This is a genomic window from Gemmatimonadetes bacterium SCN 70-22 (assembly GCA_001724275.1).
GTDB lineage: Bacteria > Gemmatimonadota > Gemmatimonadetes > Gemmatimonadales > Gemmatimonadaceae > SCN-70-22.
Genome location: MEDZ01000003.1, coordinates 279,742 through 295,897, shown reverse-complemented (window position 1 = coordinate 295,897; position 16,156 = coordinate 279,742). Strand labels below are relative to the sequence as shown.

Sequence of the window (16,156 nt, the reverse complement as noted above, 5' to 3'; positions counted from 1 at the left end):
GGAAGGCGCCTGCCAGCGTCAGGGCTGGCAGGCGCCGCGTGATTCAGTCGTGCCACTGCTGAGCGATCAGGCGTTTCGGTCGATGCACGCCCCGCCCGCGGGAACGTTCGGGTTGTTGTCCTCGGCCTGCGGAACCGGGAAGTTCACGTCGGTCCCGTAGTTGCCGCCCTTGTGCCAGGCCCCGGTGGGGAAGACGGTGTTGGCCGCCCGCCCGTACTGCCGGATCAGGCGGCGCATGTCGCCCGTGCGATACCCGCGCCCGAAGAACCAGAACGCGCGCTCGCGGAACAGCTGGTCCAGCCGGGCCGCGGGGGTTCCAGCGTCGGTGAGCGGAGCGAGCCCCGTGACCGTGGCGCGCGCCGCGTTGAGCGTGGCCAGCGCGGCCGCTGCATTCCCGGCCTTGAGCTGCGCCTCGGCCTCGATCATGCGCGCCTCGATCCCGTTGGTGATCGCCACCGGGCTTTCACGCGCCGACCAGTTCGTCGCGATGATGATCGGGCGCAGCAGGTCGTCGCGCGTCGCCAGCGTCACGCCGAGAGCGCGGCACGTCGCATCGCCCCCCTGGCAGGCCGGGACGCGCGGGTCGTTCGCCGACCCGAAGTTCATCCCGTTGATGCCCTCGGCCACGCTCATGCTGTAGCGGCGCGACAGGCTGTTGAAGGCCCAGATCTGGTTGCTCGTGGCCGTGGCCGCATGAAGCATGGTGTACGCGAACGTGTTCGGCACGCCCGCCACCGCCGTCGCCGCCTCGGCGTGACGATTGAGGTTCACGAGGATGCGTCCCTTGAGAACACGCAGCGCATTGCGCACCCGCGTATCGTCGGCGGTATTCCCCGTGACGAGCGTGATCCCCTGATCCACCAGCGTCAACGCCTTGTCGAACGCCGCCGCGCTGGTGATCGGCGAGCCATATTGCTCCACGCCGTTCACTACGGAACTGAAGATGATGCCGCTGCAGTAGTGCTCGGCCATGAGGTTGATGGCGTAACCCTGCACGAAGTACATCTCGGCGACCTGCCACCCGGGGGCGGAGGGATTGTGCTGCTCGAGGAGCTCCACCGCCTGTTCCGCCGAGAGTCGCGCGCGGTGCAGCGCGCGATTGGCCGCGGTGAGGAACGTGTTCTCCCGCGTGATGGTGCGCTGGTCGATCTCCTGCCTCGCGATGAACGAGTCGCCGTTGATCCACTCGTCGGTGAACAGTCCGCCGAGAAGGAACAGCGATTCTTCGCCGCTCGTCGCCGAATTGAGGCGCCCGAGGGCGCCGAGGCGCACGGCGTTGGCGCCGGCAACGGATGCCACGTCGCTCGGGTTCACGATGTCCGGATCCTGCACCTCGAGGATCTCGGTCGCCGTCGAGCACGCAGACGTGAGCGCCAGGACGGAAACGCCGACGGCGCCCGCTGCGCGCCGCACCACGGCACGGAGCGGCGCATGCGCGGGAACAAAGTTCATATATGCTCGCATGATGGCGATCACCCTAGTAGGCAAGGTTGAAACGGAAGGCGAAGTACGTCGGTGGGCCGAACGCCTGGAACGACGACGGGGCGTCGCCGGTGGTGCCGAAGGCCTCCGGATCCACGCCGAGGTAATTGGTCCAGAGCATCCCGACGTTTCGCGCCGACGCCGTCACCGAGGCCGAACGGCCACGCAGCAGTCGCGCCGTCCAGTCACGCGGAATGTTCCAGTTCGCCGACAGCTCGCGGAGGCGGATGAAGTCGCCCTCCTCGAAGAATCCGGCCACCGACCGGCTCGGATGCTCGCGCACCATCACCGTGCGCGCCTGCTCGAACAGTGGCGCCTTCGGGTTGATGAGCCCTTCGCAGTTGAAGCGCGACGCACAGCGAATGCGCTCGGAGTTGTTGTAGACGAGGTGACCGCCCTTGTAGTCGACCATCGCGGACAGGCGCAGTGCGCGCTTGAAGAGCTCGAAGCTGTTGGTGAGGGCGAGCTCGTAGCGCGGCAGCGGATAGCCGTGGAACTCGGGCGCGTCCGAGACGGTGATCTCGCTCAGGTTGGGATCGGCGCTGTAACGGATGATGCCGTCGCCATCCTTGTCGGCATACCCCAGCAGGCGACGCGACCACCAGCCGTACAGCGGATACCCTTCGATCTGGCGTTGCGTCGTGCCGATGATTGGGGGTACGCCACCCAGGCTGACCAACTCGTTGTCGTTGGTCGATGCGTTGAGCGACACGTCCCAGCCGAACCGGTCGCGGCGCACAAGCTGGGCGTTGATGAGCGCTTCGAAGCCGGAGTTCCGTACCTCGCCCAGGTTCTCCAGGCGCGCGGTGGAACCGGTCCCGATGGACGGCGGGAGGATGCGCGAGATGAGCGCGTCCTTCGACGACTTGCGGTAGTAGGTCAGCTCCGTCGTCAGGCGCGAATTGAAGAACGTCCCGTCCAGGCCGACTTCCACTTCCGTGGAGCGCTCCGGCTTGAGCTGCCGGTTGCCCAGCGATGAGTAGACGAGCGTCGGCTGGTCGCCGCTCTCGCCACGGAACACCGACGAGGAGAAGAACTGCACGGCGTCAATCGTCCCGGGCTGCACGCCGGAGGCACCATACGCCGAGCGCACCCGCAGCTGGTCGATCCACTCGGTCTTGGGGAAGAACCCTTCTTCGGAGACGATCCACGAGGCCGAAAGCTTGGGGTAGAAGACCGTCTTGAAGTCGGCCCCGAACGCGCTGTTCCGATCCGAGCGCACCGCGCCGGTAAGGAACAGCTTGTCGCGATACGAGACCGCCTGCTCGACGAAGGCGCCCAGCGTGCGACTCTCGGAGGTCGTCTCGTCTGCCGAAGCGACCGACCCCGACGTCACCGTGACGGCCCCCGGCGGTAGCTGGCTGCCGCGCGCGCCGTTGCGGTTAAAGACGTTGCGGTAGAACTGGAAGCCGGCGGTCGTCTTGGACTCGAGCGTCTCGCTCAACCGGCGGGTGGCCGTGGCGCCAGCATCGACGGTGTAGACGAAGAAGTTGGTCCGGTTGTCGACCTTGAAGCCCAGCCGGTCCTGCCCGGTGTTGGTGCAGTTGTCGAACCGGCAGAGCTGCGAGTCGAGCCGGTTGGTGTAGTCGAGCCCGAAGTTGCCGCGCGCCGAGAGCCAGTCGGAGGCGCGCCAGTTGGCGTTCACCGATCCGATGAAGCGCTCCACGCCTTGCGACGTCTCAGTCTGGTAGATGTCGCGCGGAGTGAACTGACGCCACCCGAAGAGCGTATCGCCCTGCGGGTTGAGGTTGTAGCGGAAGCCCGGGCCGCCGAAGGTGTTGGCCGCGATCCCCGGGGTGCCCGAGTCGTCGCTGCGGGGCAGGTAGATGTCCTGCGACGTGTAGCCGGCGCTCACCTGCATCTCGGCGTTGCGCGGCAGCGAGATGTTCACGTTGCTACGCCCCGTGATGCGCCCCATGAGCCCGGGATTCTGCTGCCGTTCGCTGAGCGAGCGGTTGTTACGGGCGAGCCAGCGCTTCTCGAACTCGGGAACCTTCGTCACGCCGTCTTCGCGCTCCCACTCGCCGTGCAGGAAGTAGCGCGCCACGTCCGATCCGCCGCGGAGCTGCGCGCCGTACTGGGACCGGTAGCCCACGCCATACGGCGTGGCGTCCTTGTCGTTATGCAGGTTGTAGCTGGTCACGCTGTCCTGCACGCAGGTGCGGGCCACCACCTGCGACAGGAAGCACTGCACCGTGTTCGACGGCGACGACGTCGTCCCCGAGGTGGTGCCCGTGCGCCAGCCGTGCCAGGCGGTGGGATAGTCGTTCCGGTCGGTGATCCCCGTCTGCTCCGTATAGAAGGACCACTGCGGCCGCCCCGCCGTCCCCTTCTTGGTGGTGATCACGATGACGCCGTTGGCGGCGTCCGTCCCGTAGAGCGTTGCCGCCGACGGTCCGCGTACCACCTCGATCGACTCGAACTCCTCGGGGTTGAGGTCGTTCAAGCGCGACGGTGTCGTCCCGCCCACGCTCACCGACGACGAGCCGGTGGCCGACTCGACGCGAATCCCGTCGATCACGACAATCGGGTTGTTGGTGAGCGACAGCGAGCTGGTGCCGCGGATGCGGATGCGTGTCCCGGCGCCGGTCTGCGTGCCGGGCGTCACGAGAACCCCCGCCGCGCGCGACGTCAGGAGGTCAGCCATCCCCGACACGGGACGCGTCTCGACGAGCTGCGCGGCGTCGACCTGGGCGATGGCGTTCCCCACTTCCACGCGGCGCTGCTGCCCCGTCGCGGTGGTGACGACCGGGTTGAGCGTCATCGCCACTGCGGCCATCTGGAAATTGAGCGTCGCAGCCTGGCCGGCGACGACGGTCACGGCCTGGCGCTGCTCGCCAAACCCGAGGCGCAGCACCCGCACCTCGACACGTCCCGGCGCGACGCCGCGAATCGTGTACTGCCCCTCCGTGTTCGTCTGCGTCCCGAGCGTGGTGCCGACGATGGCCACCTGCGCAGCGCCGATCGGCGCCCCCGAGGCCGCGTCGGTCACGCGACCCGTGACGCTCCCCTGCTGTCCCTGGGCGAGCCCATCGCGTGGCGCGAGCGTTCCGAAGAACGCCGCGAGCGTGAGCGCGAGCCTAACGAATCGTGATTGCATGTGCACCTCGGCGGCGCCTGCCGTGAAAACAGTGCCGCGAGGCACCTCGTACATGCACCGCCGCGGCTGGGAACCATTGCGGCCAACGTAGTGCGAAAACAGGCAATGGCAAGCCGCGGATCGGAGCGCGCGTGTGCGCGAGACCCCCGACCCGTCATACCAGCTCGGCGCGCAACGCCCCGATCAACGCCTCGACCTCCTCGCGCGTATTGAACAAATGCGTCGAAATGCGGTGCCCGTTGAACCAGTTTCCGGGGACGACCTTCACCTCCATGGCGTGCCGCTCCCGCAGTCGCTGGCGCAAGGCCGCGCTAGTTAAACCGGGCGGAAGCGCGTAGCTCAGCAGTGGCGAGGCCAGGGCCCCGGCGCCAGCGCTCACCACGCGCAGCTTCGGGATGGCGGCCAGTCCCTCCAACAGCTGCTGGCGCAGTCCGAGGTTATGCGCCTCGATCCGATCGATACCGATCGTCGAGAGGTAGTCGATCGCCGCGCCAAGCCCCAGCACGCTCGGCAGGCTGCTCACCCCCGACGACGCCGAGTACGCCGCCCGCCCGCTCTGCAGCGCGATCGGGTCGATCGCCGTCCCCATCGCCTCGCTCAGGTACAGCAATCCCGTCCCCTTGGGCGCCAGCATCCACTTGTGCCCCGACGTCGCGTACGCGTCACACCCCAACCCCTTCACGTCCACTGCGATCCCTCCGGCCGCCTGTGCACCGTCGACCACGGAGAGGCAGCCGCGGGAGCGCGCCAGCGCCGAGAGCGCCGCGACCGGCATCCGCAGCCCCGTCGAGCTCAGCACGTGCGAGAACGACAGGACCCTCGTCTTCGGCGTGATGGCCCGTGCGAACCGATCGATGATCGCCTGCGCGTCACCCTCCCCCGGCGGGATCTCCACCACGTCGAGACCCGCGCCGAATCGACGGACCGCGTAGTCCCAGCACACTCGCCCCCCCGGATGCTCCTGGTCGGTCGTCAGGATGCGATCGCCGGCAACCAGTCCCAGCCCCTGCGCCACCCAGTTCATCCCCTCGGTCGTGCAGTTGGTCAGGACGAGCTCCTCGGTCTTGCAGCCGATGAATGCCGCCGCCTTCGACCGCACCTCCTCCATGGCGCGCTCCATCGGTCCGTACCCTTGCCCCGCCGGGTCCGACTCGAGCAAGCGCCACGCAGCGATCGACGCCTCCATCACCGGGCGAGGCGTGGGGCCAAGTGAACCCGTCTGCAGGTACGTCAGCCCCGGCGCCAGGAGAAAATCGTCGGGTGACGGAGCGAGGCCCCGTGTGGTCGTCTCCCGCGCCAGCCCGGGTTCGGACACATCGGTGCCGTGCACGAGGCGCGGCGCGGCGATCGAAGTGGCGGTCAGCGCACCGACCGTGGCCAGGAACTCGCGGCGGGTCGCGACTTCAGCGGTCATCGGAGCGAATGGGGAAGGGGAAGGAGGAGCCTAACGACCACGCGCCCGCCAGGCCGCCAGAACCTCGGCCTCGCGCGCCATCGACAGGCCGTTGATCTCCCCGCGCAGGGTGGCGGCCTGCTGCTCGGGCGGACGCGTCTTGTGCCAGTCCAGCGTATCCCTGGCCGTCACCGCCAACGGACGGAACGTCAGCCCCTTGGCGATCGCCTTCTCCGCCTTGCGGCGCTGGTAGCCCGCCGTGCGACCGTACGGCGGTTGCCATACCGTCATGTGCCGCCACGGCCGCACCCCCTGCTCCTCCAGGAACTCCCACGGCACCCACGTGAACTGCGCCCCGGCCGTGGTCACCGCCTTCACCCCGTACAGCATCTCGGCGATGGTCAACGGCTTCTCCGGACCGACGGCGTTGTAGACGCCGAAGGCCCGCAGCTCCGCCATCCGGATCGTCCACTCGGCCAGGTCACGCGAATCGATGAACTGGCACGGATCGTCCGGCGTGTCGGGAGCCAGCACGTCACCCCCCTGGTCGATGCGCGCCGGCCAGTAGGTGAAGCGGTCCGTGCGATCCAGTGGCCCGACGATCAGGCACGGACGGATGATCGTGCTCATCCCGGGATAGTGCCGCTCCACTTCCTCCTCGGCGCGGGTCTTGAGCGCCCCGTAGTACCGCGACGCATGCGCCGCTTCGAGCGTGTACGGATCCACTTCCGCCGGCATCGGCGTCGTCGGCGAGCTCTCGTCGATCCCGATCTGGCTCTGGTCGCGGTACACCGAGGTGGTCGAGATGAAGATGTACTGCTTCGTCTTCCCCTCGAGGTGCCTCGCCACGTTGCGCACCCACGCCGGAAGAGTCGTCGGATTGTCGATCACGACGTCGAACGACTTGCCGGCCAGCGCGCTGGTGTCGCCGTTCAGGTCACCGATCAGTTCTTCGGCCACGCGCCCCTTGAACATCCCCGGACGCGTCTTGTTGCGATTGAACAACGTCACCCGATGCCCACGGGCAATCGCGTACTCGACCTGCTCCGGACCGGTGAACCCCGTCCCCCCGAGGATGAGGATGCTGAGCGACTCTGGCGCACGCCCCGCATCGCGTGGCAGCGGCACACTGGGCTCGTCGGCCGCATGCAGCGGCGTGCCAAGGGGACGCAGGGCCAGCGCGCTGCCAGCCGCGGCTGATGTCTTGAGGAAGCTGCGACGGCTGCTCATGTGAAACGCACGGGGAGGAGGGCGGACACGACGACTGACCGCCCCAACATGCGCACCGTACCCGGCGATCGACAGGGCACGCCGATCCCGACGTCGACCGGGTGACCGCGGACCGATACCACCTGTAGATTGCCGATCCGCTTCGCCGTTTCCGCCGCAGCCGCGACCGGCCGCCCGTGCAGCGGCGCCGCCGTCGGGCACCATCGCCGTCACTCGGCCGACGCCCGCACAGTCGCGGCCCTTCCCGCGCCCCTTCACCCGACGAGAGACTCCATGTCCCATCGCCCTCTCCGGTCGCGGTTCCTTGCCGCGTTCGCCTCCGCGTCGCTCGCCCTGGTCGCCATCACCTGCGGCAGGTCGGGCGGTGAACGCACCGCCGCCTTGCCCGTTCCACCCGAGGCACTCGCCGCCATCGACACCGCGACGCTCATGCAGCACATCCGCGTCCTGGCCGATGACTCGCTCCTCGGGCGCCTCCCCGGCTCCGCCGGCGAGGACAAGACCGTCGCGTACCTCGAGTCGCAGTTCAGGGCGATCGGTCTCGCACCGGGCAACCCGGATGGCACGTACATCCAGAAGGTCCCCCTCGTCGGGATCACGGTGCAAGGGACTCCCACCCTCACCTTCTCGAAGGGGACGTCGCGCACCACGCTGAAGTGGCGCGACGACTACGTCGCCTGGACCAAGCACGTCGCCGAAACCGCCGCCCTGCGCAACTCGGAGCTCGTCTTCGTCGGCTACGGTACCGAGGCGCCGGAGTTCAACTGGGACGACTACAAGGGGATGGACGTGGCCGGCAAGACCCTCGTCATGCTGGTGAACGATCCGCCGCTCCCCGACACGTCCCAGTTCGGCGGCCCCCGCATGACCTACTACGGCCGCTGGACCTACAAGTTCGAGCAGGGCATGCGGCACAAGGCTGCGGGGGTCCTCCTCGTGCACGAGACCGAAGCGGCCGGGTATCCGTTCACCGTGGTGCAGGGGAATGCCGCCGAGCGGTTCGACCTCGTCACGCCCGACAAGAACATGTCGCGCAGCGATGTGGAAGGGTGGATCGCGCTCCCGCAGGCCAAGGCGCTGTTCGCCATGGCGGGGCAGGATTTCGACTCGCTCAAGGCGCGGGCCGCCACCCGCGACTTCGCCCCGGTCCCGTTAGGTGTGAGTGCCAGCGTCTCGCTCCGCAACTCGCTGCGCACCATCGACTCGCGCAACGTGATCGCGAAGCTCGAGGGAAGCGACCCCGCGCTCAAGGACGAGTACATCGTCTACACGGCGCACTGGGACCACTTCGGCATCGGCGACACGGTCGACGGCGACTCGATCTACAACGGCGCCCTCGACAACGCGACGGGCACGGCGGGGCTCCTTGCCATGGCGAAGGCGTTCAAGGCGATGCCCGCCCCGCCGAAGCGCTCCATTCTCTTCCTTGCCGTCACCGCCGAGGAGCAGGGGCTGCTCGGCGCGCAGTACTATTCGGTCGCTCCGCTCTACCCCCTGGCGAAGACCCTGGCCAACATCAACATGGATGGGCTCAACACCTGGGGGCGCACCAGGGACCTGGTGGTCATCGGCCTCGGCGCCTCCGAGCTCGACGATTACGCCGCGGCGGCCGCCGCCGGGCAGCAACGTGTCCTCAAGCCCGATGCCGAGCCGGAGAAGGGGTTCTACTACCGCTCCGACCACTTCAACTTCGCCAAGCAGGGCGTTCCCGCCTTCTATGCGGAGGCTGGAACCGACTACCTCGGGCAGCCAGCGGACTTCGGCAAGCGCAAGCGCGACGAGTACACCAACCACGACTATCACGCGCCGCAGGACGAGATCAAGGCGGGGTGGGACATGAGCGGCGGCGTGGAGGACCTGCAGTTGCTCCTGACGGTTGGCTATCGCGTGGCCCAGGCCGATCACTATCCCCAGTGGCGCGCGGGGAACGAGTTCAAGGCGACGCGCGACCGCATGCTCGCTCGCCCGTAGTACCGCCGGTCAGGGCGTCGGGAGTGCCCGCGATGCGGCGGAGGGCGCGATGCCTTCCGCCGCTTCCGCTTCGGGGTGCAGGAACCGCTCGGGGGTGCGCGCGAACCGCCCCCGGCACCCTGGGCAGCAGAAGTAGTAGGTCACGCCCGCGTGCTCGTGCGTGGCCCGCGCCGTCGCGACCTCGACCGTCATGCCGCACACCGGGTCGATCGCCGTCACGGGGGCCTGCCCCGGCGCGCCCGCGGCGTCATCGACGCGCTGCGCCCACGCGATCTGCTCCAGCCCGCGACGCACCTGCACGATCTCCGCCATGATCGACAGGGCGATCTCGTCGCCCCGGCGGGCGTGAATGTCGAGTCCCGCCGGCGCGCGCAGCCGGGCCAGGCGCTCCTCGGCGATTCCCATGGGGCGCAGCGCGTCGCGCACCGATTCGGCACGCTTGCGGCTGGCGATGAGTCCCACGTAAGGGGCATCGCTCCGCAGGGCATCGGCCAGCGCCTCCTCGTCGCCGTAGCCATGCGTCGCCACCACCACGAAGGTGAGCGGCGTGATCCACCCCGCGATCTCGGCACTCGACGCGTGCACCTCGTCGGCACCCTGCACCGCCGCCTGCTCCTCGCTCGGTGCCACCGCGATCACCCGGTAGTTCAGCGCCTTGCCCAGGTGGATGAGGGACTGGGCCACGGGAAGGTGCCCCACCACGACCAGGCGCGGGCGCGGCTGTTGCGGCTCGATGTACACCTCGATCGTCCCTCCGCTGAAGCAGGTCATCGGCACCTCCACCATCCCCGGGGGGACGGGCTCGAGGCCCGGGGTGGGCGACAGCCGGATCAGCATGCTGCGGTCCTCGACGATCGCACGTCGCGCCTCGCGGACCACCGTCGGCTGCGCGCAGCTCCCCCCGATCCATCCGTACATCACGCCATCCAGCGTGACGATGGCACGATCGCCCGGCTTTCCCGATGTTGGGGCCTGGGCACGCACCACCGTCGCCGTCGCGAACGGGAGTCCGCGCTCGGCCAGCTCGGCTGCCTTGTGAAAGTACTCGTCGTACATCGCACGTCACCACCGTGGGAGAGACGACGCCGGGCTCCCGCCACGGCATCCGCCGTGACAGGAGCCATGACAGGAGCCCGCTCCGCATTCCGCCCTAGTCGTTGATCCCCTTCTCGCGCAGCACCCGCCACACCTTCTGCGGCGTGATCGGGATGTCGATGTGCCTGACCCCCAGGTGCCAGAGCGCGTCGACCACCGCGTTCGCGATCGCCGGCGGCGCACCGACCGTGGGAGACTCGCCTACCCCCTTCGCCCCGATGGGGTGGTGCGGCGACGGGGTGATGGTCCGGTCCGTCTCCCACCTCGGCGTCTCCATCGCCGTGGGGAGGAGGTAGTCCGAGAACGTTCCGGACAGGTTCTGTCCGTTCTCGTCGTACACGATCTCCTCGTACAGCGCCGGCGCCAGCCCCATCGTGAGCCCGCCGTGGATCTGCCCTTCCACCACCATCGGATTGATGATGTTGCCGCAGTCGTCCACGGCGACGAAGCGGCGCACCTTCACCTCACCGGTCCCCTTGTCGATGTCGACCACGCAGATGTACGACCCGAACGGGAAGGTGAGGTTCGGCGGATCGTAGTAGTCCGTGGCCTCGAGCCCCGCCTCCATGCCGGGCGGATGGTTGGTGTACGCCGCAAACGCGATGTCCTGGATCGTCTTGGCCTGGCCGGGCGCCCCCTTCACCTGGAAGCGGTCCACGTTCCACTCGAGGTCCTCCTCGTTCACCTCGAGCAGGTACGCCGCGATCTTCTTCGCCTTCGCGCGGATCTTGCGCGCCGCCATGGCCCCTGCCGCACCCGCCGTCGGCGTGGAGCGGGAGGCGTAGGTCCCCAGCCCGTAGGGAGCCGTGTCGGTATCCCCCTCCTCCACCTGGATGTCCTCCGCCGGCAACCCGAGCTCCTCGGCGAGGATCTGCGCGTAGGTTGTCTCGTGCCCTTGCCCCTGTGACTTGGTCCCGAAGCGGGCAATCGCCTTCCCCGTCGGGTGGATCCGGATCTCCGCCGAGTCGAACATCTTGATGCCCAGGATGTCGTAGTCGCGCGAGGGACCCGCGCCCACCACCTCCGTGAACGACGAGATGCCGATCCCCATCAGCTCGCCGCGCGCGCGCTTCTCCGCCTGCTCCTTGCGCAGCTCGCGATAGCCGATCACGTCCATCGCCTTTTGCAGCGCGGCGTGGTAGTTCCCGCTGTCGTAGTCCCAGCCGGTCGGCGACTTGTAGGGGAACTGCTCCGGCTTGATGAAGTTCTTCATGCGGAAGTCGGCCGGGTCCTCGCCCAGCTGGTGCGCGAGGACATCGGTCATCCGCTCGATCATGTGCACCGCCTCCGTGACGCGGAACGAGCAGCGGTATGCCACCCCGCCAGGAGGCTTGTTGGTATAGGCGGCGTCGACCTCGATGTGCGCCGCCTTCATGTCGTACGACCCCGTGGCGATCGAGAAGAGCCCGGCCGGGAACTTCGACGGGTTCGCCGCGGCGTCCGCGGCACCGTGGTCGGCAAGCGTCTTCACCTGCATCCCGGTGATCCTGCCATCCTTGTCGGCGGCCAGCCGGCACGAAATGTGGTAGTCGCGGGCGAACGAGTCGGCCTGGAGGTTCTCGCTCCGGTCCTCGACCCACTTCACCGGCTTCCCCGTCACCAGCGATGCCACCGCGCAGACGACGTACCCCGGGTACACGGGCACCTTGCCGCCGAATCCGCCGCCGATGTCCGGCGAGATGATCTGGATCTTGTGTTCCGGCAGCCCGCTCACCAGCGCGAAGACCGTGCGGTGCGCGTGCGGCGCCTGCGACGTCATGTAGATCTGCATGTGCTGCGTGGCGGTGTTGTAGTTCGCCACCATGCCGCACGTCTCGATCGAGGACACATGGATGCGCGGGATGTGCATCTTCTCCTCGACCACCGTCGCCGCCTCCTTGAACACCTGGTCGGTGGCCTCCCGGTTCCCGGCCTCCCAGTGCCAGATGTGGTTCGTCTTGAGCTCCTTGTCGTCGCGGACGATGACGTTGTCCTTCAACGCCTCGAAGGGATCGACCACCACCGGGAGCGGCTCGTAGTCCACCACGACCTTCTCGATCGCATCGGCGGCGATGTAGCGGTCGGTGGCGATGATCGCGCACACCTCCTGCGCCTGGTACACCACCTTGTCGATGGGAAGCACCATCTGCGTGTCCGACATCAGCGTCGGCATCCAGTGCAGGTTCCCCGCCTTCTTGAGGTCCTCGCCGGTAATCACCGCCAGCACACCGGGGATCTTGAGCGCCTCGCTGGCGTCGATCTTCAGGATCTTCGCGTGCGCATACGGCGAGCGCACGATGTCCATGTGCAGCATGCCGGGAAGCTTCACGTCGTCGACGTAGTTGCCCTTGCCGCGGATGAAGCGTGGATCCTCCTTCCGCTTCATGCGATGCCCCATGCCGCAGATCTTCGGCGGCGTGGTGATGCGCAGCTCGTCGGTCGTCGCCACGTGGGCCGACGACCCCTCGGGCTTGGGCGAGTGCTTCTCGAAGCGATCAGCGACGTGGGTCGTCATCGTGCCACCTCCTGCGTCGCAGCCATCTTCTCGGCCGCGTAGCGAATCGCCTCGACGATGTTGTTGTAGCCGGTGCAGCGGCACAGGTTGCCCGAGATGCCGGCGCGGATCTCCGCCTCGCTGGGATCGGGATTCTTCGACAGCAGGTACTTCGCACACATCAGCATCCCCGGGGTGCAGTAGCCGCACTGCAGCCCGTGCTTCTCCCAGAAGCCTTCCTGGAGCGGATGGAGCGTGCCGCCCTGCTCCAGCCCCTCCACCGTTTCCACGGCGCCGCCGTCGGCCTGCACGGCGAACACGGTGCAGCTCTTCACCGCGCGTCCGTTGAGGATGACGGTGCAGGCGCCGCAACTGGTCGTGTCGCAGCCGATGTGCGTCCCCGTCAGGCGCAATTCCTCGCGAAGGAAGTGGACCAGGAGCATGCGCGCATCCACCTCCCCGGCGTGCGACGTCCCGTTCACGTCCACCGTGACCTTGTGCGTGCTCATGCTCAGCTCCTCCCCTGGGCGCGCGCCACCGCACGCCGGATCGCGCGCTTGGCCAGTACGCGCGTGATGTCGCGCTTGAACTCCGCCGTGCCGCGCAGGTCGCTCGAGGGGTCGCACTCGGCCGCGGCGGCCTTCCCCGCCGCCTCGAACACCTCCTCGGTGGCCGCCTTCCCGACGAGCGCCGCCTCCGCCCCCGCCGATCGCATCGGGACCGGGTTCACGTTCGTGAGCGCCACGCGCGCGCTGGCGATCGTCTGGCCGCTCATCGTCAGCTGTACCGCCACCGCCGAGGTGGCGTAGTCCCCCACCTTGCGCTCCATCTTCACGTACGCGCCCCCGGACGACGGGGCCGGCGCGGGGACGCGGATCTCGACCATGATCTCCCCCGGCTGGAGCGCGCTCTCGAACAGGCTCACGAAGAAGTCGTCGATCGCGATGGTGCGGCGTCCGTGCGCACCGTGGGCCACGATCGTCGCGCCATGAGCCAGCATCACCGCCGGCTGGTCGTTGGCCGGGTCCGCGTGCGCGAGGTTCCCGCCGACGGTTCCGCGATTGCGCACCAGCGGGTCGGCGATCACCGCGACGGCATCGGCCAGCAGGGGAAAGCGCTGCTGCACCACGGCCGACTCCTCGAGCCACGCCTCCGGGGTCATCGCCCCGATCACGAGCGCCCCACCCTCCTCGCGGACGTAGCGCAGGGTGTCGAGCTTGTTGAGGTCGATGAGCACCTCGGGTTGCGCCAGACGGAAGCGCATCGCCGGGATGAGGGAATGCCCCCCGGCCAGGAGCTTGGCGGCATCGCCGTGTCGCGCCAGCAACTGGAGCGCTTCATCCAGCGTCGACGGCGCATGGTAGTCGAAGGCGGCGGGTATCACGTTGGCTCTCGGGGGTTGCGGGTGATTGGACGACTGCCCTACAGCACCTGCCGAAGGATCCACAGGATCACCACGATCGCGACGACCGCGATGATCACGCGTCGCACTCCGGGCGGTATCACTTCCTTCGCCACTTCCCTGGCGACGCCGGCGGCGAACGCCGCCTGGGACGGCTTGGCCGCCTCGATGGGCGCCAGCGCCGCCTCGGCCGCGGCCGACGCCTCGGCCACACTTCCACCCGCCGCGGCCACCGTCTGCGCCGCCGCCGCCCGCGCGCGTATCGCCGCGTCGAGTCCCTCCAGGCTCTGCTTCACGATGGCGCGCGCCGAGCTCTCCACCAGGCGTTGGCCCACGCTGGCGATGCGCCCCCCCACCTGGGCCTCGCTGTCGTAGCGCATGCGCGTCGCCGACGGGCCGTCCTCGGCGAGCGCGATCGACGCCGTCGCCTTCACGAAACCCTGCGCCCCCTGCCCGTCGATCGTCATATTGTAGCTGGCGGGAGGCTGCAGGTCCTGCAGCTTCACCTTCCCGGTGAAGTCGCCCTGCACCGGCCCCACCTTGATCTTGAGCTTTCCCTCGTACTCGTCAGGCGCCACCAGGTCGAGCCGCTCCGCCCCGGGGAGCACCGCTGCCAGCACCTTGGGATCCTGCAAGGCCTCCCACACGACCGCACGGGGCGCCGCGAACGAGTATTCGCCGGCAATCTTCATGTAGGGTCACCCGGGCTCTGGGGACGAGTGGGCGCCAACGACGGGCGGGTCCCTATTCTGGCCGTCGGCCCTGCCCGCAGCAAGCACGCGACAGGTGAACGTGCGCTAATGTGCGCGCGTTCCCGCGCCCCGCCCGCGTGCGGGATCCGGCCGCCGTGGCGCACGCCGCGACGGGACCCGCTGCAGGAGCTGCACGAACGACTCCAGGGCATCCAGCGTGTGCGCCGCCAGCAGGTCGTCGACGAACTCCCGGGCCGCCGCCATGCCGCTCGCCACCGGCGCGTAGTCGGCGCTCCCGGCTAGCGGGTTCAACCAGATCACCCGATGCGATCGGTCGCGCAGGAAGCGCATCTCGCGACGCAGGAGCGATGGCTCCCCCCGGTCGAGCCCGTCACTCAGGATCACCGTCACCGCTCCCCGCCGCAGCACTCGCCGCCCCCACCGGTGGTTGAACTCGTGCAACGACGCGCCGATGCGCGTCCCGCCGGCCCAGTCCACGACATCCGCCGCCGCCGACGCGATCGCCCGGTCCACGTTTCGCAACCGCAGCGGCTGCGTGAGCCGCGTCAGCCGCGTCCCGAACACGAAGACCTCCACCTGCCGACGCTGTCGCACCGCCGCATGCAGGAACTGCAGGAAGATGCGCGCGTATCGCTCCATCGACCCCGAGATATCGGCGAGGAACACCACCGGCCGCTCCGCCAGGCGTCGCTCGCGCCTGGGAAGCGCCATGACCATTCCCCCCGTGCGCAGCGCACCCCGCAGGGCCGCCCGCATGTCGGGCACGCCCCCGCTCGGGGAACGCTGCAGCCGGCGCGTCCGGCGCAGCGCCGCCGACCAGCTCATGCTCCGCATCAGCCGGCGAAGGGCCTTCAGCTCACCCGGCGACATCTCGGCGAAGCGCCGCTGGCGCAGGAGCTCGGTCGCACTCCACGCCCCGCTGCGATCCTCGATGTCCACCTCACGCTCGAGCTCGCGCGCGCGGAACGCATCGTAGGTCGCGATCGTGAAGCTCCCCTGTACCGCCCGCTCCGCCTCGCTCACCCCGCGCGCGCGTCGTGCCGGCACCAGCGTGGTCCCGATCCCCGCGCGCCAGAAGCGGTGGAAGACCAGGTCGAACACCGCGAGGTCGTCGCGACGCGTCACGAGGAGCGACCGCGCCGCGTGATACACCTGTTCGCGCGCTCCGACATCCACCAGCCCGAGCGCATCCAGGAGCGCGAGCACCTGCCCGGTCGACACCGGGAGTCCCGCCTCGCGCAGCAGCCGCCCGAACAGGACGATGTTCGGCGTCAACGAGGCGACATCCATCGTCTCG

The 16,156-nt window shown here is 68.7% G+C and carries 11 protein-coding genes; 1 reads left to right on the top strand and 10 read right to left on the bottom strand.

Annotated elements, in window-relative coordinates; translation table 11 throughout:
• Positions 1–66: 66 nt before the first annotated feature.
• The 4 genes from ABS52_02675 to ABS52_02660 all read right to left on the bottom strand — a co-directional run bounded on the left by ABS52_02675 (position 67) and on the right by ABS52_02660 (position 7,205).
• The gene (locus ABS52_02675) at positions 67–1,476 is read right to left on the bottom strand and encodes a hypothetical protein (protein ODT05067.1); all 1,410 of its coding nucleotides are present in this window, start codon (positions 1,474–1,476) and stop codon (positions 67–69) included.
• Between the two features lies 1 nt (position 1,477).
• Entirely contained in the window at positions 1,478–4,582 is a 3,105-nt protein-coding gene (locus ABS52_02670; GenBank protein ODT05066.1) for a hypothetical protein, read from the bottom strand.
• Between the two features lie 154 nt (positions 4,583–4,736).
• Complete coding sequence (locus ABS52_02665; protein ID ODT05065.1) at positions 4,737–5,996, bottom strand: hypothetical protein; 1,260 nt, start codon at positions 5,994–5,996, stop codon at positions 4,737–4,739.
• Positions 5,997–6,026: 30 nt separating this feature from the next.
• Entirely contained in the window at positions 6,027–7,205 is a 1,179-nt protein-coding gene (locus ABS52_02660; GenBank protein ID ODT05064.1) for a hypothetical protein, read from the bottom strand.
• A gap of 342 nt (positions 7,206–7,547) precedes the next feature.
• Between ABS52_02660 and ABS52_02655 the strand changes: the two genes are divergently transcribed.
• The gene (locus ABS52_02655) at positions 7,548–9,176 is read left to right on the top strand and encodes a peptidase M28 (protein ID ODT05127.1); all 1,629 of its coding nucleotides are present in this window, start codon (positions 7,548–7,550) and stop codon (positions 9,174–9,176) included.
• 9 nt (positions 9,177–9,185) lie between these two features.
• Here the strand turns inward: ABS52_02655 and ABS52_02650 are convergent, their stop codons facing one another.
• The 6 genes from ABS52_02650 to ABS52_02625 all read right to left on the bottom strand — a co-directional run bounded on the left by ABS52_02650 (position 9,186) and on the right by ABS52_02625 (position 16,149).
• Positions 9,186–10,232 carry a hypothetical protein gene (locus ABS52_02650; protein ODT05063.1) on the bottom strand — a complete coding sequence of 349 codons (1,047 nt, stop codon included), beginning with the start codon at positions 10,230–10,232 and terminating at the stop codon, positions 9,186–9,188.
• Positions 10,233–10,326: 94 nt separating this feature from the next.
• The gene (locus ABS52_02645) at positions 10,327–12,648 is read right to left on the bottom strand and encodes a carbon-monoxide dehydrogenase large subunit (protein ID ODT05126.1); all 2,322 of its coding nucleotides are present in this window, start codon (positions 12,646–12,648) and stop codon (positions 10,327–10,329) included.
• Positions 12,649–12,761: 113 nt separating this feature from the next.
• Positions 12,762–13,253 (bottom strand): carbon monoxide dehydrogenase, encoded by a 492-nt coding sequence (locus tag ABS52_02640; GenBank protein ODT05062.1) that lies wholly within the window; start codon positions 13,251–13,253, stop codon positions 12,762–12,764.
• A 2-nt stretch (positions 13,254–13,255) separates the two neighbouring features.
• Positions 13,256–14,128, bottom strand: coding sequence for a carbon monoxide dehydrogenase (locus ABS52_02635; protein ODT05061.1), 873 nt, complete (start codon positions 14,126–14,128; stop codon positions 13,256–13,258).
• Between the two features lie 38 nt (positions 14,129–14,166).
• A complete protein-coding gene (locus tag ABS52_02630) occupies positions 14,167–14,838 on the bottom strand; it encodes a hypothetical protein (protein ID ODT05060.1) in 672 nt (223 codons plus the stop codon).
• Between the two features lie 105 nt (positions 14,839–14,943).
• The gene (locus ABS52_02625; protein ID ODT05125.1) at positions 14,944–16,149 is read right to left on the bottom strand and encodes a hypothetical protein; all 1,206 of its coding nucleotides are present in this window, start codon (positions 16,147–16,149) and stop codon (positions 14,944–14,946) included.
• Positions 16,150–16,156: the final 7 nt, after the last annotated feature.

What these genes read in the sequence shown, in the direction of transcription:
- ABS52_02665 (ODT05065.1), bottom strand. Translation starts at nt 5,996, where the DNA reads ATGACCGCTGAAGTCGCGACCCGCCGCGAGTTCCTGGCCACGGTCGGT.
- ABS52_02645 (ODT05126.1), bottom strand. Translation starts at nt 12,648, where the DNA reads ATGGGGCATCGCATGAAGCGGAAGGAGGATCCACGCTTCATCCGCGGC.
- ABS52_02640 (ODT05062.1), bottom strand. Translation starts at nt 13,253, where the DNA reads ATGAGCACGCACAAGGTCACGGTGGACGTGAACGGGACGTCGCACGCC.
- ABS52_02630 (ODT05060.1), bottom strand. Translation starts at nt 14,838, where the DNA reads ATGAAGATTGCCGGCGAATACTCGTTCGCGGCGCCCCGTGCGGTCGTG.
- ABS52_02670 (ODT05066.1), bottom strand. Translation starts at nt 4,582, where the DNA reads ATGCAATCACGATTCGTTAGGCTCGCGCTCACGCTCGCGGCGTTCTTC.
- ABS52_02625 (ODT05125.1), bottom strand. Translation starts at nt 16,149, where the DNA reads ATGGATGTCGCCTCGTTGACGCCGAACATCGTCCTGTTCGGGCGGCTG.
- ABS52_02650 (ODT05063.1), bottom strand. Translation starts at nt 10,232, where the DNA reads ATGTACGACGAGTACTTTCACAAGGCAGCCGAGCTGGCCGAGCGCGGA.
- ABS52_02660 (ODT05064.1), bottom strand. Translation starts at nt 7,205, where the DNA reads ATGAGCAGCCGTCGCAGCTTCCTCAAGACATCAGCCGCGGCTGGCAGC.